The 25,216-nt window shown below is 48.1% G+C and carries 22 protein-coding genes, 2 tRNA genes and 3 rRNA genes; 7 read left to right on the forward strand and 20 right to left on the reverse strand.

All coding sequences use genetic code 11. The annotated features are described in order from the left end of the window. Positions 1–21: 21 nt before the first annotated feature. Positions 22–996: a DUF438 domain-containing protein gene (locus tag ACZ5ZV_RS15605; protein WP_464121427.1), complete on the reverse strand. Its 975-nt coding sequence runs from the start codon at positions 994–996 to the stop codon at positions 22–24. Positions 997–1,218: 222 nt separating this feature from the next. Here ACZ5ZV_RS15605 and ACZ5ZV_RS15610 point away from each other — a divergent pair, with 222 nt between their 5' ends. Then, positions 1,219–2,079 (forward strand): S1 family peptidase, encoded by an 861-nt coding sequence (locus tag ACZ5ZV_RS15610; protein ID WP_464118116.1) that lies wholly within the window; start codon positions 1,219–1,221, stop codon positions 2,077–2,079. A gap of 101 nt (positions 2,080–2,180) precedes the next feature. Here ACZ5ZV_RS15610 and ACZ5ZV_RS15615 read toward each other — a convergent pair whose 3' ends face one another. Beyond that, entirely contained in the window at positions 2,181–2,978 is a 798-nt protein-coding gene (locus ACZ5ZV_RS15615; RefSeq protein WP_464118117.1) for a hypothetical protein, read from the reverse strand. Positions 2,979–3,188: 210 nt separating this feature from the next. Here ACZ5ZV_RS15615 and ACZ5ZV_RS15620 point away from each other — a divergent pair, with 210 nt between their 5' ends. Beyond that, a complete protein-coding gene (locus ACZ5ZV_RS15620; RefSeq protein ID WP_464118118.1) occupies positions 3,189–3,992 on the forward strand; it encodes a hypothetical protein in 804 nt (267 codons plus the stop codon). Positions 3,993–4,004: 12 nt separating this feature from the next. Here ACZ5ZV_RS15620 and ACZ5ZV_RS15625 read toward each other — a convergent pair whose 3' ends face one another. Beyond that, complete coding sequence (locus tag ACZ5ZV_RS15625; RefSeq protein ID WP_464118119.1) at positions 4,005–4,556, reverse strand: hypothetical protein; 552 nt, start codon at positions 4,554–4,556, stop codon at positions 4,005–4,007. Positions 4,557–4,719: 163 nt separating this feature from the next. Between ACZ5ZV_RS15625 and ACZ5ZV_RS15630 the strand changes: the two genes are divergently transcribed. Then, a complete protein-coding gene (locus ACZ5ZV_RS15630) occupies positions 4,720–5,589 on the forward strand; it encodes a DUF72 domain-containing protein (RefSeq protein ID WP_464118120.1) in 870 nt (289 codons plus the stop codon). On the opposite strand, the gene ACZ5ZV_RS15635 is transcribed toward ACZ5ZV_RS15630, so the two are convergent. The 3 genes from ACZ5ZV_RS15635 to ACZ5ZV_RS15645 form a co-directional block, all read right to left on the reverse strand. Beyond that, positions 5,586–5,948 carry a 4a-hydroxytetrahydrobiopterin dehydratase gene (locus tag ACZ5ZV_RS15635; RefSeq protein ID WP_464118121.1) on the reverse strand — a complete coding sequence of 121 codons (363 nt, stop codon included), beginning with the start codon at positions 5,946–5,948 and terminating at the stop codon, positions 5,586–5,588. The two genes, ACZ5ZV_RS15630 and ACZ5ZV_RS15635, sit on opposite strands and share 4 nt — an antisense overlap. A gap of 176 nt (positions 5,949–6,124) precedes the next feature. Further along, positions 6,125–7,555 (reverse strand): L,D-transpeptidase family protein, encoded by a 1,431-nt coding sequence (locus ACZ5ZV_RS15640; RefSeq protein ID WP_464118122.1) that lies wholly within the window; start codon positions 7,553–7,555, stop codon positions 6,125–6,127. Between the two features lie 184 nt (positions 7,556–7,739). Further along, positions 7,740–8,069, reverse strand: a complete 330-nt coding sequence (locus ACZ5ZV_RS15645; protein ID WP_464118123.1) for a DUF1904 domain-containing protein — start codon at positions 8,067–8,069, stop codon at positions 7,740–7,742. Between the two features lie 144 nt (positions 8,070–8,213). Here ACZ5ZV_RS15645 and ACZ5ZV_RS15650 point away from each other — a divergent pair, with 144 nt between their 5' ends. Continuing rightward, positions 8,214–9,305, forward strand: coding sequence for an OmpA family protein (locus ACZ5ZV_RS15650; RefSeq protein ID WP_464118124.1), 1,092 nt, complete (start codon positions 8,214–8,216; stop codon positions 9,303–9,305). A 54-nt stretch (positions 9,306–9,359) separates the two neighbouring features. On the opposite strand, the gene ACZ5ZV_RS15655 is transcribed toward ACZ5ZV_RS15650, so the two are convergent. From ACZ5ZV_RS15655 to ACZ5ZV_RS15685, 7 genes are all read right to left on the reverse strand, one after another. After that, complete coding sequence (locus ACZ5ZV_RS15655; RefSeq protein ID WP_464118125.1) at positions 9,360–9,671, reverse strand: hypothetical protein; 312 nt, start codon at positions 9,669–9,671, stop codon at positions 9,360–9,362. Then, a complete protein-coding gene (locus tag ACZ5ZV_RS15660) occupies positions 9,668–10,156 on the reverse strand; it encodes an RNA polymerase sigma factor (RefSeq protein ID WP_464118126.1) in 489 nt (162 codons plus the stop codon). The genes ACZ5ZV_RS15655 and ACZ5ZV_RS15660 overlap by 4 nt, the downstream gene beginning before the upstream one ends. A 7-nt stretch (positions 10,157–10,163) precedes the next feature. After that, positions 10,164–10,601 (reverse strand): Spy/CpxP family protein refolding chaperone, encoded by a 438-nt coding sequence (locus ACZ5ZV_RS15665; RefSeq protein WP_464118127.1) that lies wholly within the window; start codon positions 10,599–10,601, stop codon positions 10,164–10,166. Positions 10,602–10,667: 66 nt separating this feature from the next. Continuing rightward, positions 10,668–11,300 carry a pyroglutamyl-peptidase I gene (locus ACZ5ZV_RS15670; RefSeq protein ID WP_464118128.1) on the reverse strand — a complete coding sequence of 211 codons (633 nt, stop codon included), beginning with the start codon at positions 11,298–11,300 and terminating at the stop codon, positions 10,668–10,670. Continuing rightward, entirely contained in the window at positions 11,300–13,030 is a 1,731-nt protein-coding gene (locus ACZ5ZV_RS15675) for an alpha/beta hydrolase family protein (protein ID WP_464118129.1), read from the reverse strand. The genes ACZ5ZV_RS15670 and ACZ5ZV_RS15675 overlap by 1 nt, the downstream gene beginning before the upstream one ends. Before the next feature lie 252 nt (positions 13,031–13,282). Then, positions 13,283–13,966: a FliG C-terminal domain-containing protein gene (locus ACZ5ZV_RS15680; RefSeq protein WP_464118130.1), complete on the reverse strand. Its 684-nt coding sequence runs from the start codon at positions 13,964–13,966 to the stop codon at positions 13,283–13,285. 280 nt (positions 13,967–14,246) lie between these two features. Next, the gene (locus ACZ5ZV_RS15685; RefSeq protein ID WP_464118131.1) at positions 14,247–15,380 is read right to left on the reverse strand and encodes an MIDAS family adhesin; all 1,134 of its coding nucleotides are present in this window, start codon (positions 15,378–15,380) and stop codon (positions 14,247–14,249) included. Positions 15,381–15,722: 342 nt separating this feature from the next. Between ACZ5ZV_RS15685 and ACZ5ZV_RS15690 the strand changes: the two genes are divergently transcribed. Both ACZ5ZV_RS15690 and ACZ5ZV_RS15695 read left to right on the forward strand, forming a co-directional pair. Beyond that, complete coding sequence (locus ACZ5ZV_RS15690; RefSeq protein ID WP_464118132.1) at positions 15,723–16,334, forward strand: hypothetical protein; 612 nt, start codon at positions 15,723–15,725, stop codon at positions 16,332–16,334. Between the two features lie 78 nt (positions 16,335–16,412). Continuing rightward, on the forward strand, positions 16,413–17,438 hold the full coding sequence (locus ACZ5ZV_RS15695; protein WP_464121428.1) for an alpha/beta fold hydrolase: 1,026 nt from the start codon (positions 16,413–16,415) through the stop codon (positions 17,436–17,438). A 123-nt stretch (positions 17,439–17,561) separates the two neighbouring features. Here ACZ5ZV_RS15695 and rrf read toward each other — a convergent pair. The 6 genes from rrf to ACZ5ZV_RS15725 form a co-directional block, all read right to left on the reverse strand. Further along, positions 17,562–17,678: ribosomal RNA gene (rrf, locus tag ACZ5ZV_RS15700) — 5S ribosomal RNA — on the reverse strand. Positions 17,679–17,930: 252 nt separating this feature from the next. Then, positions 17,931–20,871 (reverse strand): 23S ribosomal RNA (locus ACZ5ZV_RS15705). 114 nt (positions 20,872–20,985) lie between these two features. Continuing rightward, positions 20,986–21,062: transfer RNA gene (locus ACZ5ZV_RS15710), tRNA-Ile, on the reverse strand. A 142-nt stretch (positions 21,063–21,204) separates the two neighbouring features. Beyond that, positions 21,205–22,709: ribosomal RNA gene (locus ACZ5ZV_RS15715) — 16S ribosomal RNA — on the reverse strand. Together the 16S, 23S and 5S rRNA genes with 2 tRNA genes alongside form the textbook arrangement of a ribosomal RNA operon. 305 nt (positions 22,710–23,014) lie before the next feature. Then, positions 23,015–23,090, reverse strand: a tRNA-Ala gene (locus tag ACZ5ZV_RS15720). 155 nt (positions 23,091–23,245) lie between these two features. Further along, the gene (locus ACZ5ZV_RS15725; RefSeq protein ID WP_464118133.1) at positions 23,246–23,761 is read right to left on the reverse strand and encodes a hypothetical protein; all 516 of its coding nucleotides are present in this window, start codon (positions 23,759–23,761) and stop codon (positions 23,246–23,248) included. A 221-nt stretch (positions 23,762–23,982) separates the two neighbouring features. Between ACZ5ZV_RS15725 and ACZ5ZV_RS15730 the strand changes: the two genes are divergently transcribed. Next, the gene (locus tag ACZ5ZV_RS15730) at positions 23,983–24,288 is read left to right on the forward strand and encodes a cupin domain-containing protein (RefSeq protein WP_464118134.1); all 306 of its coding nucleotides are present in this window, start codon (positions 23,983–23,985) and stop codon (positions 24,286–24,288) included. On the opposite strand, the gene ACZ5ZV_RS15735 is transcribed toward ACZ5ZV_RS15730, so the two are convergent. Beyond that, positions 24,285–25,214: an aminoglycoside phosphotransferase family protein gene (locus tag ACZ5ZV_RS15735; protein WP_464118135.1), complete on the reverse strand. Its 930-nt coding sequence runs from the start codon at positions 25,212–25,214 to the stop codon at positions 24,285–24,287. The genes ACZ5ZV_RS15730 and ACZ5ZV_RS15735 overlap by 4 nt on opposite strands. Between the last annotated feature and the right edge of the window lie 2 nt (positions 25,215–25,216).

Genomic DNA, 25,216 nt, shown 5'->3' on the forward strand with positions numbered 1-25,216 from the left:
CCCCTGCTTAAAACGACAAGGCTATTGGTCCCAGCTCAACAGTCTTTTTTCGCCCTGAATTTTCTGAATGTCCGTGATGTCCTGGGACATCTCCAAAACACCTTTATATTTCTTTTCTTTATCACGAACCGCAAAGTATCTGATATGAATGGTGCGGCCCTTAAACTGAATCCAAAACTCCGCTTCATCCTTACGACCGGCTTTGAACTCTTCCAGAATACGCAAAACCGTATCCACACTTTTCGGAGGATGACAGAAACGCACTTCACGACCGATCACCCCGGCACTGCGCGGAAAGACCCGCTCCTCTCCCCGGTTGTAAAAGGCCACCTTGTCGTTTTCATCGACAAAGGTCACATCCACAGGAAGGAACTTTAAAATCAGATTGATCTGCTCTAAGTTCAACACTCCTTCATCCATTTTAAGTTTGGAGACATCCGGAAATTCTACGGCCGCCGTCTGGGATCTTTCTGCAATTGACTCTGTTGCTGGTGCCGTCGTCGCACGGCGATCCCGATCCACCCAGCCGATTTCTTCATCCCCGGTGGTCATCGCTGCCCAGTCTTCCGGTTGCAAAAGCTGAAGAGCATTCGGGAACAGTCGGTTTTCCTCGACATGGATCATGTGATGCATATTCTCAATCAGAAGACGAACGCTTTCGCTCAGGCTTTTGATTTCTTTGTTGTCTATCTGCCCGCGGATTGTACGAAGGATATCACGAATGCTGTCATGGAAAGACCACATCCCCTGACTGGGACCAAACCATCCCCGCTTTTCCAGATAAGGAAATAACTGGTTTTCTTTACGTGCATAGCGCTTTTCAATTTCACATACATGATTAAAGACATTCACGAATTTTTGAAAGTCCTGATGTGGTGGAGACATTTGCAGCTCCACCAGAAGTCTTTTGATAAACTCATTTTCTTCGAAGTAAACCCGTAAAGAGTGGCTTTCTGGAAGTCCTGTAATGTAATCGGGAAGTTTTGGATAATGCATCGGACGAACCTCTATCTCTGCGGATAGATTAGCTCTAATGATCACCTGTCTCATTGATTCAGATCATTTTTCTAACACTTCTGCCTGCAGAAGGCGGTCCGTACCCGACTATTCAAACACAGGGCCCAAAGACCTCGTAAAAGTCTGGAAAAATATTCAGAACCCAGCTAGGCCCTGAACATTTCGTGTGAAGTCTTTCCCGGATTCGAATAAGACAATGGCATGTTACGTCGCGGTCTTTATCCTATTTTGATCCCTATCCTTGCCTTAACAGCCTGCCAACCAGCGAAGCAACCGCTAACCACAGAGGCAGCCCACCCCCAAGCCATCATTGGGGGAACCCCCGCAGCTTTGGGGGAATTCCCTTTTACGGTGAATATCTGGTTTAATGACCCCAAAGAAAACTATGTCTCCCATCACTGCGGTGGCAGTTTGATTGATTCCCGTTGGGTGCTAACGGCCGCTCACTGCGTTTTAGAAGATGAATCTGAAACCCGTCAGCGTCTAGTTGCACCAGGAAAACTAAGACTGTTTATCGGCGGTATCGAACAATCCGGGCGCGACGGCCGCGAACTGAAGGTCCGCTCCATTCAAACCCACCCTGAATTTGTCTGGCCTCGGGTTGATATTGCCCTGATCGAATTGGCGGAAGCGGTGACCGACATCACTCCGATCACTTTGAACGAAGAGGATCTGGGAAACTCCACTGCCAACGTCTTTCTGGCTGGCTGGGGTCTGACTGACAGTGAGGGCCACAAAGACAGTGCCTGGTTGCAAAAGCTTAAAGCGCTGCTATTACCTCGCTCACAGTGTGCTCTGGATGACTTCCCCAAAAAACGAGGTTATGAGCTGGGTCCAGAAACACTCTGCATTGAAACCTACCAACATCAAAAGTCCACCTGTCCAGGCGACAGTGGAGGGCCCATGTTCCTTGAACAGAACGGCCGGTATGTGCAGGTCGGCGTGGTCAGTTGGGGTTCCGCGTGCTCTGGTTTCCGGGCCCAGGGGTCTTCAGTGGCTGGTTATGCTGCTGTTTCCTATGCCCTGCCTTGGATCAAGAGGGTTCTTGCTCGCAGCAAATAATGCACAAAAAAGTTCACAGCTTAAGCTACGTCGTTGATCGAGAAGATCCTCGAAAAGAAAAAAGCCCTCTTCTCTAAGAGGGCTTGGAACTTACCATAAGATTATGGGGCTTCTTCAGCTTTTTGATTCACAAACCACGTGGCGAAGCCATCCAATGACTCCACAACCTTGGCAAGAACACTGTAGGTCTCTTGATCCTCGTTCAAAAGCTTTTCAATCAGCTCTTTCATCCCAGTCTGATCAGATTCAAATCCTTTGTATTTGGGATTGATTGCAACTTGAATCGAGCCCCGCGCACCACCGGTGGAAATGCGCAATGCTGCCTGAATAGAACGAACCTCCACATCCTCCACTTTCATGTCTGCTGGCAGTTTTTCCATGTCGATGGTCGCATTCATGCGCATGCTGACTGATTTCAAATGACCCTGCTGGTCCTTCTGGACATCTTCCATGGCGATATCCAACACTGCCGCTTCGCCATACTTTTTGATATAGTCGGCGGCAAGTTCTTCGGCCAATTGATCAAGCTCTTCACCAAACTGGTCCAGAGTCTCTTTACCGAAGGCTTTTTTCAGATCCGCTTGCATTAACAGATCCGCCGTTGCCATCGGGGCGGTACCATCACCATACTGGTACTTCGCATTTTCAATGGTCAACGCCAGGCTGTTCTCCGGACCTTTCTTCGTGATGGCAACTTTCACACCAAAATCCAAAGCACGCACATCATCCACCAAAAGATCCGTGAACTGCAGATCCATCGAGGTGGTTTGATTGTTGTAGGGCGCAGTAATGGCGGAAACTCGTTTATTAACTTCTTCCTTTGTAATAAGGCCTGCGGCAACTGCCAGGGAAGATCCGACCAACAAGAAAGACAAAGTTTTTTGAATCAATGGTTTCACTACATATCTCCTTTTTTAGGAAATCAGCTTTAGGGAAGACCCACCCCAGAGTCAAAGGCCCAAGAATTAAATAAATTCAATCTGCCGCAGTTGAGACCTTGCCTTCCCGTCAAGGGCAGAGCCTTTTTGTTTCCCCTGTCAAAAGCTTTAACACCTCAGGAGCCTTAAGGTGCATCCCCGTCGGGCATGGCTCTTGGATAGAAGATTCTTATGCCTCAGAAACCATTTCAAAGCAGTTTTCTTACAAAGCGGCAAAGTCGTCGGGTAAAATTCCTTGTCGTCGTCGCATTGCTTCTGGGGACCCACTTTGCCCAGGCAAAAAATGAACACTCCTGGGATAAGATCGATTATCGGGAAAATCTTTACTTTACACGAGACCAAGAAATCGCCCGCGGCGAGAACGTGGCCCAAAAGAATGCCGACCTGCTTGAGGAAATTAAGAACTTCCGTCCCACTTCCAACGGCCGCGCAGAAGGTGTCACCTTCGTACAGGCACAAAAGATTTTATCTATGATCAGTAAGAATGAAATCACCGGTTCTCGCGGTGACAGGAAATATGATCCTGATGGTTCTCGAGGATTCTGCTTCGGACGGGCTTTGTATGCCCATCTGGAGCTTCTTCGTCATGGAGTCGACGCCGCCTCAATCAAAAAAGTCTTCGTCGTTGGACCGATGAAGGCCGGTGGTATTAATTGGCAGTTTCATGTGGCCACGATCGTCAGAGCCAAAGACAAAGATGGCTGGTATGCACTGGATACGGTCGTGGGTGAACCCGTTCTTTTGGATCAATGGCTGCCCCGGTTCTTGGGTTTTTCCTCCGACAAAAAGCTTCGCATGTACATCACCCGGGCTGCCAAGATTGGCCCCAGCTCATGGGAATACAACAAGCTCCCTGGCGGGCTCTTTGACCCATTCTATAATGAATACTTCAAAGACATGTTTGAAATGTTCCGCAAACAGCCGGTTAAAGCCGAGGACAAGTTCATCCTTCGCTGCTCCAGGATTTTCTCCTAAAAAAAGGCCCCGCTATTGCGAGGCTTTTTGTTTTTGGGCCGTCAACTCCATCTGGCAGACTTTCACTTTGGTCTCGTACTCATCCTGGCGCTTTTCCAGCGTGGCCTTGTAGCCGCGGAAACGGTTCATACGATCTTTCAGGAATTCCTCTGAAACCCCGACGATGCGCTTTTTATCCTCAACACCAATAGAGGAAAAATCCTCATCCGGAGTCACGTACTCCCGAGATTCGGTCCAGCGAACCTTGCCATCTCCACCGTTCTTAATGTCTCCGAGTTGAACCCGGCAGTCGCGCAAAACTCCGTACAATCCGCGGTTGTCCAGATAACGGGGACCACCAAAAACATTGGCCTCCAGATTATACACATCCAGTTCCAAACGACGCAGTTCTTCATTCATGGCGACTTTGCGCTGATAAACCATATCACCATCTTTGACGCCGACAACAGAGTCCCCACGGACTGGAGCTGACATATCCACCTTCGTATCAACATCTTTGGCCTTATGTTGAGACGCACATCCAACAAGAGACAGGGCAACAAAAGCAAAAACTATAGACCGCATATTTTCCTCCACATGGGTTTGGAAAGCTTAGAATCCTCATTTTAAAACGTCAAATTTTTGCGCTTAATGCAGGACTGCAAGACCCATTTCAGACGGATTGTTTCTTACTTCGAAATGCTCATTGAAATTATCATCCATCATGCGATGAGCTATTACTTGAAGAATGGAAATTCGTATAGGTACGTCCGGCTGGGTTTATCCGCCCTGGCGAAAAACTTTCTACCCCGAGGAGCTTCCGCAAAAGAAGGAGCTCTTCCATGCCAGTCGTCACCTGACCTCACTGGAAATCAATGGCTCCTTTTACTCCTATCAAAAGCCTTCAACCTATCAGCACTGGTATGAGGAAACTCCGCCGAGTTTTATCTTCTCGGTGAAGGGGCCTCAGTATATCACCCACATCAACCGACTGAAGAATGTCGAAGACTCTCTATGTAACTTTATGGCCTCGGGTGTATTGCTTTTAAAAGAAAAGCTGGGCTGCATTCTTTGGCAGCTGCCCCCCAGTTTTGTTTTTAACGAGGAAAAAAGCCAACGTCTGGAATCCTTCTTCCGCAGACTGCCAAAAACTTTCTCTGAGGCCGCAAGACTTGCGAAAAAGTCCAAACGTTTCACCGCGACTTATCCTCAAGAGATCGTCGAGTCCATCCAACCCTTACGTCATGCCCTGGAGGTCCGTCACCACAGTTTTGAAAGTCCAGCTTTCATTGAGCTTCTGCGCAAGTACCGAGTGGCCCTGGTCTTTGCAGACACGGCGGGCAAGTGGCCTTACATGGAAGACATCACTAGTGATTTTTTGTACTTGCGTCTGCATGGGGATGAAACATTCTATCAGAACGGCTACGACTCAGAGGCTTTGAAGTTCTGGGCCCAAAGACTGAATACATGGGCGCATCACCAACGGCCCCGTCATTGGCAAAATGTGGACGACGGCACGTCTTTCCCCGACGTAAAAATCGCCTTCGTTTACTTCGCTAACGACCTGAAGATCAAAGCTCCCCGGGATGCCCTGCAGTTGCAGAAAATACTGCGCTAATGCGACACCGGCGCGTATTGGCTTGCCGCCACGGCATCCACCTTGGCAGCACAAATAAAATCATTTTCAGAAAGGCCACCAAAGCCCTCGTTGACTGAGTGAGTGTTAAACTTTACCAGGCAGCGATTGTAGGATACCTCCAACTCGGGATGGTGGTCCTCCGTGTGCGCGACATAGGCAATCGCATTCACAAAGGCCATTGTTTGGTAGTAATTGCTAAAGTGGAAGGTCTTGGCAATGTGCGGGCCCATTAAAACCCATCCATCCAGAACCGCCAGATACTGATCGATCTCTTCAGGAACCAGGGCTTGGTCGACAGGATGACTGCGCTTTCTCAGCAAATCGATTTGACTGATCATGAGGTCTCTCCTTCCAGAATCCTGATTGTCCCTCAGCTCGGAAAGGGTCTCAATTTGTTATTTCCCAAAGGCACCCTGCTGCGAACTTTGTTTATGGGATTTAACAACTCTTCGGACAAATAAGAAAGGCCAAGGACATCATCCTTGGCCTTCAGCAGTCATCTGTAAGTGAAATCTTAGCGAACAACCTCAGGGATCACGATATTGCCACGTGCCGACTGCAGGATTTCCGGAACAGAATTCGTGAAGTCAGGCAGACCACCGATACGAACCGCACCGCCAGTCGCTTTGTAATTCGGATGAGCGTAGTCCACGAAACGACCTTCATCGATCAGGAAGTAGCCACGGAAGTTTGTTTGGCCGTTCTTCGCTTTCTCGTCGATCTCATAGCGGTCACCTGACAAGCCAGAAGAAGCGGACTTCTTATAGTTCAGACCAGCCACTGTCGGATAACGATCCACACGGTATGTCCCTTTTTCAATCAAGTTACCACTGTGAACCGAGATACCCTGCGCACGAATCGTCGCCGCATCCGCCGTCAAACCATTGGACTGAGCCGCGCCGTTCGTCAACAACATCCAATCCCAAGGAAGTGGGATCTGAGCATCACGGTATCTGGACAAGGATGCATCACGAGTCGCCTCACGCGCATAAACACGGTAGATGTCTGTGCCCGGACCCAACAGGTGTCTCATGTAGGCCACGGCCTGATTTTCCAAACGCGTGCAACCGTGAGAACCCGGGTTGCTGAAGAAGTTGATCATCTTCATTCGAGTGATTTCAATGGGCTTGGCACCATCTTTACCCCAGCCAATGGTACCGTGGATCCACTGATAGTTAACTCCACCGTTTTCACCCGCCGGCGTCAACTTAGCGGCATACCAACCAAACGCACCGTGGATGGAGGATTTGCCCTGATCATTTCTAACAGACCACTTTCTTGCACCCATGTACAAACTCATGCTGTCTGTCACTGGACCTGGGATGTCTTTCAAGGACTGCCCTGGAGTATACCAACGCGGATAGAAACCTTTGCCATCCTGATAGAACTTTACCCATTCAGAAATACGAGAATGTCCCACCCAGGTTTTGTAGGCGTTTGGATCATTTTTATCACCCTCTTCAGGACGACCGACCACGGTGTCTGTTTCCATAACCATTTTGTGCGGGCACCCAGGGGAGGTTGTGCAACGCTCATAGATACGAGTCTTTTCCGTCGCAATATTCTGAATCACGAAATAGCGCGATGTCGGCAATGTGATTTGCTTATCGCTAAGATAGTCTTTAGACACGTAGAATTCAGATGCCAGATAGGGGGACACGGTCGAGGAGCTGATGATTTTCACCTGAACCAGAGGAGAGGCCTCATTTAAAAGATCATAGATCTCCACCACGTCGTTGCGATTTAGTTTTCCAACGATATTGCTGGCCGTTGTGGAGTTGCTGGATCTAACATTCAACATGTCAGTAGAAATGTAGTACTGCTTTCCAACGATCAACTGGCTCTTGCTCACCACCTGCGCCACAGAGTCCTGGGCTCCAGCAAAGCTGCCAGTTAAAACACTCATAAGTACGGCCGCTGCGGCCCCAACTAAAGAAGCTTTCATGTCATCTCCATTCGTTTGCACCTGCCAGTAGAGCAAGAAGCATGTTACAGAGATGGCATCTTGAAAACGAATTTAGAGGGCCTCCGCCCCACTCCCCATGAAAGAAATACCTGACGAAGCTCAATGAAGGCACCTTCAGCCTTCTAAAGACCTGTCCAATCTTTTGACACTTCCTATGGGAGACCTAGAAATGACGGCCGTTTTCGTAATAGGCCTCTTTTGCCAGCACGTGGAAAACTACCACAACATCCTCATAGGGCCCCAGCTGCTTCATTTGTCGGGTGATAATCCCGGCACATTCATTTTGCACTTCCTGAGGGCGTGCAAACCACAGCACCTCAATAAAAGGATAGGATGTAGTCTCACCACCCCCACTGAAAAACTGTGTTTGCACCAGTTCAAAGGTAAAATTGTCCGGAGGTGTGTTCATTGAACGCGCCAATTCGGTGGTCAGGGATTGACTGAGTTTTTGGACGTCTTCTTTCTTAATAGCACGAAATCTTACATGTGGCATTCAACAATTATAGGCTCAACGCCCCTACTTTGGATATATCCAATTCTATTTATCTCGACAAAATAACCTCAATCTTCCTTCAAAAAATTGACCCATGAAACCCAAGATCAATACTGAAGGCGTTCCATAAAAAAGGAGAAGACTATGAAAACGATCATTCTAACAGCTTTGCTTAGTGTCGGCCTGACGGCACAGGCCAACCAAGACTCAGCAACAACGAGTGCATTGGAATTCTCCAAAGAGGAGGCTGAAGTCGCACCTCGCGGAGTTCTTCCGTTCATTGGCCTTGGCGGTGGTTATACGGGTTATGACACCAACGGTGCCGCAGAGGGGACACCATCGACAATTAAACTCTTGGGTTCATGGTATCTGGAAAGTCCCTGGGTGATGGATCTAGGGTATGGCGTGAACAACCAGCAGTTCTCTCAAGCCGGCGACGGCCAGGAAACGGCCATCACCGATGGCGCCCTGGAGTTCGCGGCCCGCTACAGATTTGACAACCGCTGGCAACTGGGTGTGGTTGCTAACCAGCTGTACAATCAAGGGGAAAACTATCTGGCAGACCAGGCCGATGCTCACTTCGTCGGGCTGCAACTGCTCCGAGAGTTCAATATGACGCCAAGCTGGCTGGCCCGCCTGGGTCTGCGTGCCGAGTCCCTGACCAACAATACTGATGGTCTGGTGAATATGTACCTGATCGATTTGCAAATCGGTTGGAACCCCGGCGCTTACAAAACCTCCGTTCGCTCCACTGCGGCAACAGAGCCGGCAGAACCTGCTGAACCTACATACCAGCGAACCGAGCCTGCGCGTCCTGTGGCCGCCATGGAGGCTCCAGAATCCGCCCTTAAAGACGTGAACATGAACATGATTGCCGGTGCTGGCAGTGCGATTCAGTTCCGTTCTTCTCAGTACGCGATCTCTGGCGCCGACCGACGTAAGCTGTCCCAGGTGGCCAAGGTACTGAATGAAAATCCTGACCTGGTTGAAAGAGTGGAGGTTCACGGCTTTGCCGACGCTTCAGGCTCTGAAGAAACCAACCAAAGAATTTCCCAAGCCCGCGCTGATTCCGTGAAAGCTATCATTGAGCGAAATGGTTTCACCAACGTTGAAGCCGTGGGTAAAGGGGCCACCGATTCCACCGGAATCAAGTCCCGTGACCGCAGAGCTGAATTGATATTTGTCGGAGTTAAAGATGAAGAGGCTCTAAGAAGAGCTCTATCAGAAATTCGTTAATGTCACCTAGATCTTAGAATACAAGACGCGACTTCCTTCGTTGGAGTCGCGTCTTTATTTTTCAGCAAACATTATGATCATCTCCTGATCATAATCCGAATCCACCTCTTTGGCGAAATCCTGCCACTCCTGATACAGATAATCCTCCTCCCCTGAAACCTCAGGAGCCGTTACCGGTCGAGGATTTCCAACCATCACCACGACAGCCATGGAGGCCGTCAAAAGAGGTACCAGAACCAGCCAAGCCCCCCTGCGCTTGCGTTTTTTATCTTCAATCTTGCGCCATATGGCTCTGTCCTCTCCCAGAGGACTAGGTGGCACGGGCGAGGCATTTTCTTTCAAAAATATCTTAAGATCGTCGCTCATAGTTTGACTCCTTTCTTTTGCAAAAGGTCATTCATTCTTTGTCGGGCCGTGTTCAGCCGCGACTTCACTGTGCCCTCTGGAATATCCAGGATCGTTGAGATATCCCGCAGCGATTGTTCCTCCAGATAAAATAATACAACCACGACGCGCAGATCAGTTTCCAGGGATCTCAGCACCAGATCCACAATTTCGCGATTGGAAACGTCCTGCTCCAAGCGCTCTTCAAGATCGTCTGTCTCAATCTCCGCGCTTTTCCTGTTTTTACGAAGATAATCAACAGCACAGTTATAGGTGATTCGGTACAGCCAAGTGGAAGCCTCACTGTCCCCGCGAAAGCGATGACGGTTTTCCCAGGCCTTCAGAAAGGCCTCCTGAGTCAGATCATTCAACACGCTCTCTCCGACCAGACGGAATAGAAGACCCCGCACTTTTGTGGCATGGGCCTTATAAAACTCGGAAAACTGTTCAGCCTCGTGCAAACTCACAAAAGACCTAATCCTCTTTTGCAGTCTTGCCGAAAAGCTTGGCTTTTTGCTCGTCCGTCAGAATATCCCGAGCGTTCAACAATGAATCCAGACGGCTCTTGGACAACTGATTCTTCTTATCCAACATCAACTGATAGGCCTTCGTCACATCCTCTTTTGTTGCACTGGTGCGTAGGGACTCCTTGAACGCCTTGCGGGCCGCCTTCATTTCCTCTCGGATCTTCTCGGACTCCACACGATTTGCCTGTCGAATGGCTTTTAATTTTTCTTTTTGTTCGTCAGTCAGCCCCAGATCCTTCATGTTCTTAGGACTGAAATGCTTTTCCAAGGGAGAAATCTCATCCCCTTTGTGATGACCCCGGCCGTGCCCCTCGCCGCGAGCCCAGGCTGTTCCCGCACTCAAGGTCATGGCCATTGCGACTGCTATTATGAGGTTTTGCATCATGTCTATCCTCCTATTGAAACTTTAGACGAAGCATCTTCAGTAAAGGTTCAGGAAATTCGGTGGCGTTTATTTTGAGATAGGCTTCTCTATAAGAGCTTTGAGGATTAAATGAATCGCTTTCTCCATTTGGTCCAGCTCCATAAATGGCGTCCCGGGAGCCTTGTCTGCTGTCTGCTCGGGCAAATAAGGGACATGGATAAAACAAGCCTGGACGGACAAACCCCGGTCGCGGATGGTCTTTAAGGTCTGGTAGTACAGGTGATTGCAAACATACCCCCCGGCACTAAGGGAGATCTCTGCGGGGATTTGATTTGCTTCAAGCAGCAGTTTCCACAAAGGCAATGGCAGGTCAGTGAAATAGGCGCCTTCGGATTGAGGTTCAATGACTCCCCTATGGGGAACAAACCCGTCTTCATCAGGGTGTTCGGTTTCAATCCAATTCAGAGCCACCTGCTCTAAAGATATTTTTTTGCGCCCACCAGCTTGCCCCAGCATCAGAACAGCTTCATACCCTTGAAGCCCCAGCTGCCGCACTAACAACGGACTAGCCTGTTGAAAAGACACCGGCAACAGCAAGGTGTCGATCCGATCCTGAAAAGCCAAATCCCTCTTGATTCTTTCAAGAAGGACTTGGCTGGGATTCATGCTTTCTCCCAGAAAGGGCAAAAAGCCGGTGATAAGAATTCTTTTTTCTTTCATTACTCGAAGTGACTTCTCCATGTCATATAGAAGTCGTTACTGTATGTACCATTCAAAGGATGACCTTTGATACGGAATTCCACTTTCGTGTTAAACTCACGGGTCAAGGCCTGTGCTTCAGCATCTGTTCGAGGCACACGAGCCCCCATCTGTTTAAGCTGGGAAATCGGAATCCAATATTCACGAGTGCTGACGCAAGTGCCATTGCCGGACCACGGGCCATTTTCCGCACAGTCACGACCCCCGTTCCAATTGAACAAACGGAAGACAACCTTGGCCTGATTTGAGTTAGAGAAGAAATGCCAGTTCTGACCAATATGCTCGTACTGGGAACTCAGCTTCTTGAAACCCCAGCTCCATGGAAGCTGTTGTTTGGTATCATAGCTATCCACAAACTCAGGACTGTGGGTCAGAACAAAGGTGCGTAGCACGGCCGCTGAAGCCTGTGCACCATAAGAGGAAGAGAAGCCACAGTGATTGCCGTATTTAAGATTCAGGACACCCACTTGTGCGGACTTTTCGTAGACATCATCATGCTCCATCACTTCGGCGTTGATGCCATTATTTACAACCATATCGTCTTTGGAAGCCCAGATCATCAGAGGTGTTTTAACCTCATCCTTCCAGTTCCAGAAGTTGTTGCTTTTCATAAAGGCCGATGGCGTGCTGGCAATCCCACGACGCTGCAATGAAGTGGAGGCCAGTGTTGCAATATAGTCCGGCATGTCTCTGCGATTTGAGGGAATTTTACTGTCGCTGATAAGATCCGGTACATCAGTGACGTAGTTACGGGCCTCTTTGAAATGCTCTTTGGTCATTTTCGCAAAAGCTCGGCCGACGGTCTGGGTCCCGTACAGATGATCCAACGTCGGACGCAAACTGATCACCGGGCAAATCGCCGTCACCGAATTATAGACCTTGCCACCATTTGGCAACAGATACTTGTCATTGTAAGCAGCCCCCAGAACAGCGGCATTGCCGCCCAGGCTGATTCCCATAAAGTGCAGACTGGAAATGCGGTCCTTATGCTCCCACTTCTGAAGCATCCATTTACCCACCTCGATGGCCTCGAAGCCTTCAGACCATCCGCCCAAGGTGACACGTTTGTTCAAATAGATATAGTCCATGCCCGTTTGATTCGCCAGCAACAGAACATTGAAAGGAGACTGGTCAAACAAGTGCATCAGATAGCTTTTCATGGAAGCTGTCTGAGCCGCAGAACAGAAGACACCGCACTTCACAATCACCAAAGGACGTGGGCGAGTATCCTGCTTCAGCGCCAGAATTCCTGGAACTCTTGTTCCATCCGGAAGTTTCACAGTGAATTCTTTCACCTGTGGATGAGACAGGAAGGGATACTGATACTTGGAAAACTTCAGCAAGCCCAACATTCCGGTCCAAGAACGTTGAGTCAATTCACCTGAACATTTTTTGAAATACGCCCGCGCCACATTGTAGTATTGAGCAGTGGTCAGTTTGCGACCCACCACACTGTCTTCAAAGCGACGAGGATCACAGCCTGGGGAGATCTCTTTCGTACTCAGACCATCGGGCACTTCCTCAAAGAGGCCTTTGGCAGAAGGGACATCCTGACCGGACTCTTTTGCCAGCTCCTGATAGAACTGAGTTTCAAGATCGACTGTTGGAACCTGGGCTTGAGCCAAAGATGCCGCACAAATTGATAACACCGCCATCGTACCGATAAACACGCTGCTAAACTGCGTTGCCATTTTTCTACCTCACGTACTTCGAAAGGCTTATCGGGGGCGGTTTTTAGCTTGTTTAGAAAAAACTCAGATTGTCTAAAGTCTCGACATTTTCCCAAACAATTCCAGAAAGGGGGCAATAATGAAAGGACAGGATTTGAGTAATAAACTCGTTGGCCCTGTGCCAGCCGTGCTCGGGAATTGCTCCATCCTGAAACAAAAAACCGCTCGTTATAGAGCGGTTTTTGTGTTTTATGTTCATCTTTAGAAAGTGCTCTATGCAATTTTCTTAATTTGCGAAAGCTTGTCTTTAAGAACCGAATTTTCATGCTTCAGGGCATTTATTTCCGAGGAAAGCTGATTCACTTTGCGTTTCAGGAACTCATTTTCCTGCTGGGCCGCAGGATCTGACTCGCCCACGATATTGGGTTTAGAGTCAGACTTGACCGGTGTTGGCGCAGACGCATCAAATGTCGGTGTGGCAAAGGCATTCACACTCAGAAGCTCTTCGATGTTTTCAGGAATGTGCAGTTCAGGATCCACTTTCTCCAGGCGAATAATACCTTGAGAAACAAAGCCACGAACTTCCGACAGCATTTTTGAAATACAAGTCGACTTTTCCGCCGGCGTTGGCGATGACTCGGCCATCATATCAGTGATTTTTCTTTTTGAAATGGGCGGCAGGCAGCTTAAAAGACTGTCCACCTGCTCCTGAGGATTTCCATGCAGAGCATTGGCCAACGTCAGGGGCTGAACGCGAGAGAAAATCTCCACCAGGTATTGACCGTCCCAGCTGTAAACGCGTGTGATCGTCAGGATGCGCTTGCGAAGTGCCTCTTCCCATGCTGGGCTTTCCCCGCCAATCAACCCCAGGAACTGCTCTCGCTTCGCCGTTGGAGAAGTTTCCAGAAGTTGCAATAGTTGATAAAAGCCGCCCTTTTTCTTGTATCTGTCTAACATACCCATATCTAGTTTATCGGAAACGTAATGCAGGACTAAAGCACCTGGATCGCCAAAATGTCTGATCAAAAAAGTTTGATCCAGTTTGAAACCAACTCGCATTTACAAAGTTTTGAATTTCATCACTTTTACACAACTTCACTGTAAAACGTCTCATTTTGTGTGGATCCTGCTGTCTTTAAAAGAAGCAGTCTGACTTTTACAGAGCAGAGTCTCAAAATGAAAACAGGCAAAGCCGATTTACAGCTTTGCCTTTTGGTGATTTTAAATCGTCCTCTTCTTACTGAAGGGCATCGCACTTATAGGACAAGTTCACACTGGTACCCGGCGACAGATACTGATTAAAGCGCAGTGTTTTACCATCCAGGTAGTAACCCACAGGTGTCCCTGAAACCGTCACAATCAGATCACTCGGATTTGCACAGTTCAGCATAATATCCTTGATACGATCCGTGATTTTAGATCGGATCTGACCCAACTGGGAAGTATAGTCAGAGGAACAAATGTCTGCTGCCACACCCCAACCGGCTGTTGCGAAGGACAGGTAGACATTGCCAATGCTGCCAGTCACAAGGCCTGTGGTTGGAGCATATCCATCCAGCGCCTGGCTGTTTTGTTGAGTCAAACAAGTATTATCTTTAACAACAATAGAGTGCACACTCAAAGAGTTGAACTTGTCAGCTCCCAGGCTGTTTTTAACATTCGTGATCAGATAGTTCGGCTGATCCATTTGATCCAGAACATATCCGTTTTCGCCATAAAGGCCGCTTCTCTCATCTTCATCAGCAAGGAAAATCACCGCCAAGTGAGCATCGTTGCGGATAAAGCTTGATGGATTGTTCTTCACAACCATATTTGCAGCATAAACACCGCGTTCGTCCCCGGAAGGACAGTTCTGAGAGTACTTCGTGGAGTACTCTGAGGAGTTTATGGAGTTCACATCACCACCACGATCCCGAATCCACTTTGCAATAAACTTTTCACACGCCAAAGTCTCCGGGCGCTGAATTGTATTGTCGAACAGGGACATACGATCGGTGTGAGCCGGAGTGATATAAGGAGTCCCCTCTTTATAATAAATCAAATTTCCACCGCGGGAACCGCTCACATCCGTTGTCGTCATTGCGATACGATAGTCAATTTTTTGATTGTCGAGTTCCGCAATAAAGTTTCTAAATCGCGGCGCCAGGCGTGCCTGCTCAAAAGACATCGAAGCGGAGTTGTCGTTGACGATCAAAATATCGACCTTTCCACGACCCGCCGTTTGCGTGTAATTAAAGGCGTACTTGCCGTTCTCCACCACACACCCGGAGTCTTTACATTTGCTGTCGTCCAAAGAGAACTTCACAGGGGAACATCCCACGTAAAGTCCTACGAAGAAGGAAATGGCAGCCATCTTAGTGAGTGTTTTCATAGACACACCTCTCTCACCCCTTTACTTCCAATCTCAGTGCCAAGACCGGGTGTTTTTTACAAACCACTGAAATCACTGGAATTTTTATGTTTCATTTCAAGACCCCTGCACCTCCAGGTTTGTCGATATCTTTGACAGAAGCCCGCGAAGGACACTTTTTTGACTGCAATTTCAAGGGGTTAGTTTTTTCTGGAGGCCTAGGCCGAAGGAGCGATTTTCGTCTGTCTGGGGTAAAGGCTTTGTCGCGCCTTTCGTTCTTTCACATAATAAATGAGCAGCTATATTCTCTGCCCCTACACAAAGCTCATTGGTAGAGGGCTCTTACATACAGGAGTCGGCATCATGGTCGCAAAGCTTCTTGGCACACTCATCATTCTGGCAGCCCTTACGATTGGATATACCATCTTGAAAGAGGACCTGGATCTGCCTAAAACATCCGGAAAGAAAGAATCTGCGGTTTGCGTGCAACTGACTCCGGCCCAGCAACTAGCAAAAATGATCAACGATGACTTTCAGAATCTTGAAGCCGAAGGCCAACTCCCAGCGGAGTGGAAGGACATCGCCACCGTGGAAATCCGCATGAACTCCACCCTCGCCCGAACAATTCTTGGAAAAGAACGCCCGAACATCCAGCGGGTAAAACAAGGTGCCAACTATCTGGAGCTGGAAATCGTGGATCTGCCTGACGACGAGAATCCCGGCGTGATCATTCAAGCCAGTCTGTTCAATATCAAATCAAAAAACAAAATCTTTGAGATCGGTCGCACTTACACGATGAATGATCTTAACAAGATCATTCCGGAAAAAACCACTGAAGGTCCGGCAAAAAAAGACGCCACAACTTCTCTACAAGATGTCCCTGGAACAGATACATCTCCAACTGCAACAGCCGCCCCTGTTGAAGAAACCACGGCTCCGCCAACACCCCAAAGTCCGCAGCAACCACGGAAATAGTTTTTCGGTCAGTGCTATTAAAAGAACGAGTCCTTCTCAGTGACTCGTTAAAAAAATCAACAAGGAGAACCTTTTATGATGAAAAAGCGCCTCTTCCTTCTGCCCGCTTTGATGCTGCTTTCGGCCTGCGCATCTCAGCCAAGAAAAATAGAATCTATAACTCAGCAAGAGACTTCCCCAACGAAGGGCTTCGATGCCGTATTGTCGCAGTACAAATATCCATTCCCGGTGCGCTACTACAACTTCAAGTCGCAAGGTCAAGAGCTGAAGATGGCCTATATGGACATCAAGCCGGAAAAAGAAAGCAAAGGTGTTATTGTTCTTCTTCATGGAAAGAACTTTCCCGGAGCCTATTTTGAACAGCTCATTAATTCTTTAAAGGCCGAAGGCTTCCGCATCATCGTGCCTGATCAAATCGGCTTCGGAAAATCCACCAAACCCAGCTACTACCAATACAGTTTCCACACATTGGGACAAAACACTCAGAATCTTCTAAAGTATCTGGAAGTCGACAGATACAAACTTCTCGGACACTCGATGGGCGGCATGGTGGCCACCCGAATGGCGTTAATGTTCCCGGAATCTGTCAGCCAACTTTTCCTAGTCAATCCAATCGGTCTTGAGGATTGGAAGACCATGACAGCTTACCGGCCAGTGGAGGACATCTATCGCTCGGAACTTGCCAGCTCTGCTGAGAAAATTAAACAGTACCAGTTAGATAGTTACTACGATGGAAAATGGAAGTCTGAATATGACAAGTGGTTGGAGATTCCCACGGGATGGATTCAGGGGCCAGACTATCCGGTGATTGCCTGGAATTCTGCCTTAACCGCTGACATGATTTTCACACAGCCGGTCTTTTATGAATTTAAAAATGTTAAAGTGCCAACTGTTCTGATTATCGGCCAACGCGATAGAACGGCGATAGGAAAAGCCTGGGCACCAGAGAAGATGAAAAAGAAAATGGGAAACTATCCCACCCTAGGAAAACAAGCCGCTCGCCTCATTCCGCAGGCAAAGCTGGAAGAACTTAAAGGCCTTGGACACATGCCTTTCATCGAAGACTATTCAGCCTTCTGGAAAGCCTTCAAAAGACATCTTTGATAGACAAACACCTATTCAAAAACAGAAAAAGCCCGGGCACTGCCGGGCTTTTTTATATCTAGATCCAATTTTTAGGCAAAAAAAACCCGGCTTACTTTCGTAAGTCGGGTTCGAGTAAAAAAGAGCTGGCATCGTGCTACTCTCCCACATGGTCGCCCATGCAATACCATCGCCGCAAGAGGACTTAACTTCTGAGTTCGGAATGGGATCAGGTGTGGCCCCTCTGCTATAAACACCAGCAAAGCGTTTATTAAGTCAAAGTGGTTAGCTTCTTACACTAACCTTTCTGTTCTTTGCAACTTGCTTCCAACACAAATGGAGAAGTTACTTCTTTTAGTTACAATCGAATGATTGATTTAATTGATTTTTAGCGATTAACGGTTAGTCCCATCAATCACTCTCTTACTTATTCAGAGAGCTAGTCTCTCGTTCCTTTAAAAGGAAGTCTTTGAGACGAAATCTTCGTCAAGCCGAAGCCTGAGAAGAAAAAATTTAAAAAAGCCTCACGACCTATTAGTACTGATCAGCTCAATGTGTTACCACACTTACACCTTCAGCCTATCAACCTCGTAGTCTCCAAGGAGTCTTTAGGGGGCCGAAGCCCCAGTGAGATCTAATCTTGTAGTTTGCTTCCCGCTTAGATGCTTTCAGCGGTTATCAATTCCGAACATAGCTACTCTGCATTGCCGCTGGCGCGACAACAGAAACACCAGAGGTTCGTCCATCCCGGTCCTCTCGTACTAAGGACAGGTCTACTCAAATCTCATACGCCCACAGAAGATAAGGACCAAACTGTCTCACGACGTTCTGAACCCAGCTCGCGTACCACTTTAATTAGCGAACAGCTAAACCCTTGGGACCTGCTCCAGCCCCAGGATGTGATGAGCCGACATCGAGGTGCCAAACTCCATCGTCGATATGGACTCTTGGATGGAATAAGCCTGTTATCCCCGGAGTACCTTTTATCCGTTGAGCGATGGCCCTTCCACGCGGGACCACCGGATCACTTTGGCCTGCTTTCGCACCTGCTCGACTTGTAGGTCTCGCAGTCAAGCCCCCTTATGCCAATGCACTCGACGCCTGGTTTCCAATCAGGCTGAGGGGACCATCGCGCGCCTCCGTTACTTTTTGGGAGGCGACCGCCCCAGTCAAACTGCCCACCAGACAGTGTCCCTCTGCTCGTAAAGAGCAGCAGGTTAGATTTCAAAGGTGCCAAGGGTGGTATTTCAAGGTTGACTCCACAATGGCTAGCGCCACTGCTTCAAAGTCTCCCACCTATCCTACACATGCCAACTCTAAAATCACTGCCAAGCTACAGTAAAGGTTCACGGGGTCTTTCCGTCTTTCTGCGGGTACTCGGCATTTTCACCGAGAATTCAATTTCGCGAGGCATTTGGTCGAGACACCGGAGAAGTCGTTACGCCATTCGTGCAGGTCGGAACTTACCCGACAAGGAATTTCGCTACCTTAGGACCGTTATAGTTACGGCCGCCGTTTACTGGGGCTTCGATTCTCTGCTTCGCTTGCGCTAACAAATCCTCTTAACCTTCCAGCACCGGGCAGGCGTCAGTATGTATACTTCGTCTTGAGACTTTGCACATACCTGTGTTTTTGATAAACAGTCGCTACTCCCATTTCTCTGCGACCCGAAAAAGCTTGGGGAGTAAATCCTTACACTCTCGCGGGCACACCTTTTCCCGAAGTTACGGTGTTAAGTTGCCGAGTTCCTTGACCAAAATTCACCCCATCGCCTTAGGATATTCACCCCACTCACCTGAGTCGGTTTACGGTACGAGCTAATAAAACTAAACTTACGAAACTTTTCTTGGATGCATGGCTTTTCACACTTCCGGGACAAGTCCCTCGCATTCACACCTCAGAGTTACGACCAGCGGATTTGCCTACTGATCCTCCTACATGCTTACACCTCAATCCAATAAGAGGCTGTGATATCCTACACCGTCATTCCTTAAGCGCGATTTATTAGGTAACGGAATATTAACCGTTTTGCCATCGACTACGCCATTTGGCCTCGTCTTAGGGCTCGACTAACCCTGGGAAGATTATCTTTACCCAGGAATCCTTGAGTTTTCGGCGCCCGGGTTTTTCACCCGAGTTCAACGCTACTTATGTCAGCATGATCACTTCTAGTTCGTCCAACTGTCCTACCGGTCAATCTTCATCCTACACTAGAACGCTCCCCTACCACTAAAATATAAAATATCTTAATCCAAAGCTTCGGTAACACGCTTAGCCCCGTTGTATCTTCCGCGCAGAGTCACTAGACTAGTGAGCTATTACGCTTTCTTTAAAGGATTGCTGCTTCTAAGCCAACCTCCTAGTTGTCAAAGTAACTCCACAACGTTCTCCACTGAGCGTGCATTTAGGGACCTTAGCTGTTGGTCTGGGCTCTTTCCCTCTCGACTCATGACCTTATCACCCTGAGTCTGCCTGCCAGGGAACATATCTATGGCATTCGGAGTTTATTTGGGTTTGGTAATCCGGTAAAGACCCCTAGCCCATTCAGTGCTCTACCTCCATGATATTTTTTACCTGACGCTATACCTAAATATATTTCGGGGAGAACCAGCTATCACCCAGTTTGATTGGCCTTTCACCCCTAATCACAGATCATCAAAAGAGTTTTCAACCTCAACTTGTTCGGTCCTCCACGAGGTGTTACCCTCGCTTCAACCTGTCCATGATTAGATCACCGGGTTTCGGGTCTATGCCTGCATACTAAATCGCCCTATTCAGACTCGCTTTCGCTACGGCTCCACCTGCAACGGCTTAACCTCGCATGCAAACATAACTCGCTGACTCATTATGCAAAAGGTACGCTATCGCCCACTTAAGGGGCTCTAACTGCTTGTAGACTTACGGTTTCAGGTTCTATTTCACTCCCCTCTCGGGGTTCTTTTCACCTTTCCCTCACGGTACTTGTTCACTATCGGTCACTAAGGAATATTTAGCCTTATGAGGTGGTCCTCACAGATTCCCACAGGATTTCACGTGTCCTGTGGTACTCGGGATGCCGCTAGGGCCTTCGAAGTTTTCGAGTACGGGGCTATCACCCTATCTTGCCAGACTTTCCAGACTGTTACTCTAACTTCTCCGGTCCCACATCGCGGTCCCACGACCCCTCCTTCAAATTAATGAAGAAGGTTTAGGCTGTTCCCCGTTCGCTCGCCACTACTGGGGGAATCTCGGAATTGATTTCTCTTCCTGAGGGTACTGAGATGTTTCACTTCCCCTCGTTCGCTTCAAACAACTATGTATTCATTGAGTGATACCATAAATGGTGGGTTTCCCCATTCGGAAATCTCCGGATCAAAGTGTGTGTGCCACTCCCCGAAGCTTATCGCAGCTTACCACGTCCTTCATCGCTTCTTAGTGCCAAAGGCATCCACCGTAAGCCCTTTGTAGCTTAAAAAAATGGAACTAACCTCGCTAAAAATCAACTAAATCAATCTATTCAATTGTCAAAGAACAAAAACTTGTTCACGTAAAACTCTAACTTACACCGCATTCAACCGTCAGTAGAACTTGGTGGGCCTGGGAAGACTCGAACTTCCGACCCCACGCTTATCAAGCGTGTGCTCTAACCAACTGAGCTACAGGCCCGTTAGGCTTCACTCTCTCAAAACTAAACAGCTAGATAGATTTTTGGGACTCACTTACTCGGGAAGAGTAAGTTGACCTAAGATTGGGTCATTTTAACTTATCAAGAACAAGTCTTGATGAAGATTGACCGGATAATCCTTAGAAAGGAGGTGATCCAGCCGCAGGTTCCCCTACGGCTACCTTGTTACGACTTCACCCCAATCATCGACCATACCTTGGGCGCCTGCCTCCTTGCGGTTAGCGCAGCGACTTCTGGTACAGCCGACTTTCATGGTGTGACGGGCGGTGTGTACAAGGCCCGGGAACGTATTCACCGCGGCATTCTGATCCGCGATTACTAGCGATTCCAACTTCATGATCTCGAGTTGCAGAGATCAATCTGAACTTAGATAGCTTTTAAGCGATTTGCTCTACCTCGCGGCTTAGCTTCGCTCTGTGACTACCATTGTAGCACGTGTGTAGCCCTAGGCATAAGGGCCATGAGGACTTGACGTCATCCCCACCTTCCTCCGGTTTAACACCGGCAGTCCATCTAGAGTGCCCAACTGAATGCTGGCAACTAAATGCAGGGGTTGCGCTCGTTGCGGGACTTAACCCAACATCTCACGACACGAGCTGACGACAGCCATGCAGCACCTGTGTACCGACCCTTGCGGGCGACGACATTTCTGCCAATCTTCCAGTACATGTCAAGCCTAGGTAAGGTTCTTCGCGTTGCATCGAATTAAACCACATGCTCCACCGCTTGTGCGGGCCCCCGTCAATTTCTTTGAGTTTTAATCTTGCGACCGTACTCCCCAGGCGGGATACTTAACGCGTTAGCTTCGTCACTGAAGGGGTCAATACCTCCAACAACAAGTATCCATCGTTTACGGCGTGGACTACCAGGGTATCTAATCCTGTTTGATCCCCACGCTTTCGGATCTCAGTGTCAGTGTTCGGCCAGTTACCCGCCTTCGCCTCCGGTATTCCTGTTGATATCTACGTATTTCACCACTACACCAACAATTCTAGTAACCTCTCCGACACTCAAGCTTCGCAGTATCAAATGCACTTCTGGGGTTGAGCCCCAGGCTTTCACACCTGACTTACAAAGCCACCTACATCCGCTTTACGCCCAATGATTCCGAACAACGCTAGGATCCCTCGTCTTACCGCGGCTGCTGGCACGAAGTTAGCCGATCCTTTCTTACAGGGTACATTCATTGTGTTATTCCCCTGCGACAGAGCTTTACGACCCGAAGGCCTTCATCACTCACGCGGCGTCGCTGCATCAGAGTTTCCTCCATTGTGCAATATTCCCTACTGCTGCCTCCCGTAGGAGTCTGGACCGTGTCTCAGTTCCAGTGTGACTGATCATCCTCTCAGACCAGTTAAAGATCGTCGCCTTGGTGAGCCATTACCTCACCAACTAGCTAATCTTACGCGGACTCATCTTAGAGCGAAAAACCTTTGACCCCTTGAGCCGCAGCTCTTGTGGTCTTATGCGGTATTAGCTAATCTTTCGACTAGTTATCCCCCACTCTAAGGCAGATTATCCACGCGTTACTCACCCGTGCGCCACTAGGTATTGCTACCCCGTTCGACTTGCATGTATTAGGCACGCCGCCAGCGTTTGTTCTGAGCCAGAATCAAACTCTCCAGTTTAAATTCTGTTAGAAGCAAACAGCTAGCTTTTACGCTATTGTTTGTTCGAATATTTTTTGAAATTGTGAATACTAATTACTCAGTATTCAAAGAGCCCAAAAATCTATTTTATCTAGCTATTCAGTTTTCAAAGAGCGAAAATTTCTTTTCATTCACTTCGCTATCGAAGCGAGAGGAACCAATCTTATCGATTTCTTGTTTCTCGTCAACAATCTTTTTTATTTTTTCTTCATCGAGACAAAAGTCTTAAAGAAGAAAAGAATCTCGATACAGCGGAACTTCGAAAAGTTCTTATATGAGAAATTTGGTGGAGGCAACAGGGATCGAACCTGCGACCTTCTGAATGCAAATCAGATGCTCTCCCAGCTGAGCTATGCCCCCAAACGAAGTGGAGCTGTTTTCTCGTAAGGGCCGAAAAAGGTCAATAGCTTTTTTTCGAAATTTTAATAACCCACCAGAAGTTGCTCAATAAATAACCGAGGCAGGGGCCTCGGTTATGGCAAAATACATTACTAAACTATTGAATTTACGTGTATTTAAGCGCTTGCTTTGAATTTTGACGCTAGAAGTCTATTTAGCCAGGCTCTTTCAAAACTAAGGTCGAACCCGACCTTCTCACCACCAGAAACAATCGCCGTATAGACCTTTTTTAGGATTTCGACCTCATGATCCAGGCCATTATCAGCTCCCATGGACTCTTCAATGGCTTCATAGACACTTAAAAGATCCGGGGTTGTGACCACTTTCGGAATACGGGACATATCCAATCCCAAGGTCTCTAGCGGCTTAAAGCCCACCAGTGTTTCCGTCAGTAGCACCTTCGTTCCATTCTTAAAGTTCACCTGAATAAACGGCTTCCCTTCAGAGTCCGCGCGATGCAAAACCTCACTGACTTCCTGGGTATTGAAGGAGAATACTTTACCATCGAGGTCCTGGCGGATTTGTACTTTGCCAGACTCGTGAATCTTCGCTCTAAGACCCTTAGAGGAATCGACAAAATTCAGAATGTTGTCTAGCTCAGCGTGTGTCGACTTAGTTTTAGAACTGCTCAAATTACCCTCCCCTATAAATAGGGTCCTTCCAACAATAGAGATATCGACAATCCACAAAAGGACTTAACGAGAAAACAAAAAAAGTTGAGAATCAGGCCTCTTATCCTGTCGCATTTCGGATATTTTTTCGTGATACTGTTTCAAGGCGAGATTCATCGGCACCGTGACTTGTAAAGCCTGTGCCGATTTGAGATAACGAGGGCCGAAAGAGGCGCACTATTATGATCATCACACGTTGGCAAGCACCCATTGTTCCGAACAAACAGCAGGTAAATCTGATCCTGGAATCCGAAGGCATGGAGCCCTATGAGCAGATTCTGGAGCCCCACAAAAAAATCAGCGATCACCGCAAGCCCTTTGCTGAAGTTCGTGTCATCATCAGTGGGGAAATGATTTTCAACGTTTCTGGCAATCAGTTTGTTCTGCGCCCGGGGGACCGCGTGGAAATTCCGGGCAACACCCGCTTTTCTTACGTTGCTCAAGGCAGCGAACCTTGTGTCAGCGTTTGCGCTCAAAGAGCCATCTAAAAACCAAACTCCCCCAAGTACCAATCCGGAATAAACTTGCTGAAATTATCGTAGCTGGATAGCACACTCTCAATTTCAGCAAGCATCACATTCACCTGCTCTTGTCCAAACTGAAGGGCCCAAGGCAGCGAAGAAAGTTGATTGCTGGCTATATACAATGCCAGCAATCTAAAAAACGCCTCTGGGACAACGTCGTCAAAATAGCCATTAATTCTACCCGTCGCAAAAGGCGGACTTAGTTTCGCACACCAGGTGATACGGTTGAACTCTTCCCAGGGGTCCCCATGGTCCTGCCTGTTAAAATCAATAATCCCCAACTCTTGCTGGTTATGCACAAGCATATTTCCAATATGATAGTCGCCATGGTGAAAACTCACTGGGCGCTCCATAAGCAAATGCCGGTTGCTTTCTATATAGGAAATAATCTTGTCTCTTCCGACACACTTAATAACACAGTCTCCGGACACTCGAATATTTCGGTCCAGCTTTCTATTAAAATAGAGATCCCAATTTAGCTCCTGATACTGGCGTGCGATCGGGATTGAATGAAGTGCCTTTAAAATTTTTCCGGCCTGATAACCTAACTTATACTGCGAATCCGCTGCCATCCCCCGAAGAGCATCTCCCGCACTTTGCCCCGGCACCCAGGATAGCAAGGTATAGCAGTAATCTTGATCCCTATACTGGCATATTCCAAAATCCAAGGGAGTGCTCACCGGAAGTCCCAGTTTCCGCAGGGGCAACAACGCCTTAAACTGTTCTTTCTTTTTTGCCAGGAGATCTTTCTCTGTCAGCCTTAAAAGATAGCTTTCCTGATCGGTGACCAGTTGAAACTTAAGATCGCCGGACCACCCTTCAGAAATAGGGATCACATGTATGCACTTTTCAATGATATTTAAATTAAGAAACTCGGGATGGTCATTCATAC

The organism is Bdellovibrio sp. HAGR004, from assembly GCF_055397015.1.

Bases quoted from the DNA above. Each gene is read 5' to 3' on its own strand.
- ACZ5ZV_RS15605 (WP_464121427.1), bottom strand. From the start codon at position 996: ATGCATTATCCAAAACTTCCCGATTACATTACAGGACTTCCAGAAAGC.
- ACZ5ZV_RS15610 (WP_464118116.1), top strand. From the start codon at position 1,219: ATGTTACGTCGCGGTCTTTATCCTATTTTGATCCCTATCCTTGCCTTA.
- ACZ5ZV_RS15620 (WP_464118118.1), top strand. From the start codon at position 3,189: ATGCCTCAGAAACCATTTCAAAGCAGTTTTCTTACAAAGCGGCAAAGT.
- ACZ5ZV_RS15625 (WP_464118119.1), bottom strand. From the start codon at position 4,556: ATGCGGTCTATAGTTTTTGCTTTTGTTGCCCTGTCTCTTGTTGGATGT.
- ACZ5ZV_RS15630 (WP_464118120.1), top strand. From the start codon at position 4,720: ATGGAAATTCGTATAGGTACGTCCGGCTGGGTTTATCCGCCCTGGCGA.
- ACZ5ZV_RS15635 (WP_464118121.1), bottom strand. From the start codon at position 5,948: ATGATCAGTCAAATCGATTTGCTGAGAAAGCGCAGTCATCCTGTCGAC.
- ACZ5ZV_RS15640 (WP_464118122.1), bottom strand. From the start codon at position 7,555: ATGAAAGCTTCTTTAGTTGGGGCCGCAGCGGCCGTACTTATGAGTGTT.
- ACZ5ZV_RS15645 (WP_464118123.1), bottom strand. From the start codon at position 8,069: ATGCCACATGTAAGATTTCGTGCTATTAAGAAAGAAGACGTCCAAAAA.
- ACZ5ZV_RS15650 (WP_464118124.1), top strand. From the start codon at position 8,214: ATGAAAACGATCATTCTAACAGCTTTGCTTAGTGTCGGCCTGACGGCA.
- ACZ5ZV_RS15655 (WP_464118125.1), bottom strand. From the start codon at position 9,671: ATGAGCGACGATCTTAAGATATTTTTGAAAGAAAATGCCTCGCCCGTG.
- ACZ5ZV_RS15665 (WP_464118127.1), bottom strand. From the start codon at position 10,601: ATGATGCAAAACCTCATAATAGCAGTCGCAATGGCCATGACCTTGAGT.
- ACZ5ZV_RS15670 (WP_464118128.1), bottom strand. From the start codon at position 11,300: ATGAAAGAAAAAAGAATTCTTATCACCGGCTTTTTGCCCTTTCTGGGA.
- ACZ5ZV_RS15675 (WP_464118129.1), bottom strand. From the start codon at position 13,030: ATGGCAACGCAGTTTAGCAGCGTGTTTATCGGTACGATGGCGGTGTTA.
- ACZ5ZV_RS15680 (WP_464118130.1), bottom strand. From the start codon at position 13,966: ATGTTAGACAGATACAAGAAAAAGGGCGGCTTTTATCAACTATTGCAA.
- ACZ5ZV_RS15685 (WP_464118131.1), bottom strand. From the start codon at position 15,380: ATGAAAACACTCACTAAGATGGCTGCCATTTCCTTCTTCGTAGGACTT.
- ACZ5ZV_RS15690 (WP_464118132.1), top strand. From the start codon at position 15,723: ATGGTCGCAAAGCTTCTTGGCACACTCATCATTCTGGCAGCCCTTACG.
- ACZ5ZV_RS15695 (WP_464121428.1), top strand. From the start codon at position 16,413: ATGAAAAAGCGCCTCTTCCTTCTGCCCGCTTTGATGCTGCTTTCGGCC.
- ACZ5ZV_RS15730 (WP_464118134.1), top strand. From the start codon at position 23,983: ATGATCATCACACGTTGGCAAGCACCCATTGTTCCGAACAAACAGCAG.
- ACZ5ZV_RS15735 (WP_464118135.1), bottom strand. From the start codon at position 25,214: ATGAATGACCATCCCGAGTTTCTTAATTTAAATATCATTGAAAAGTGC.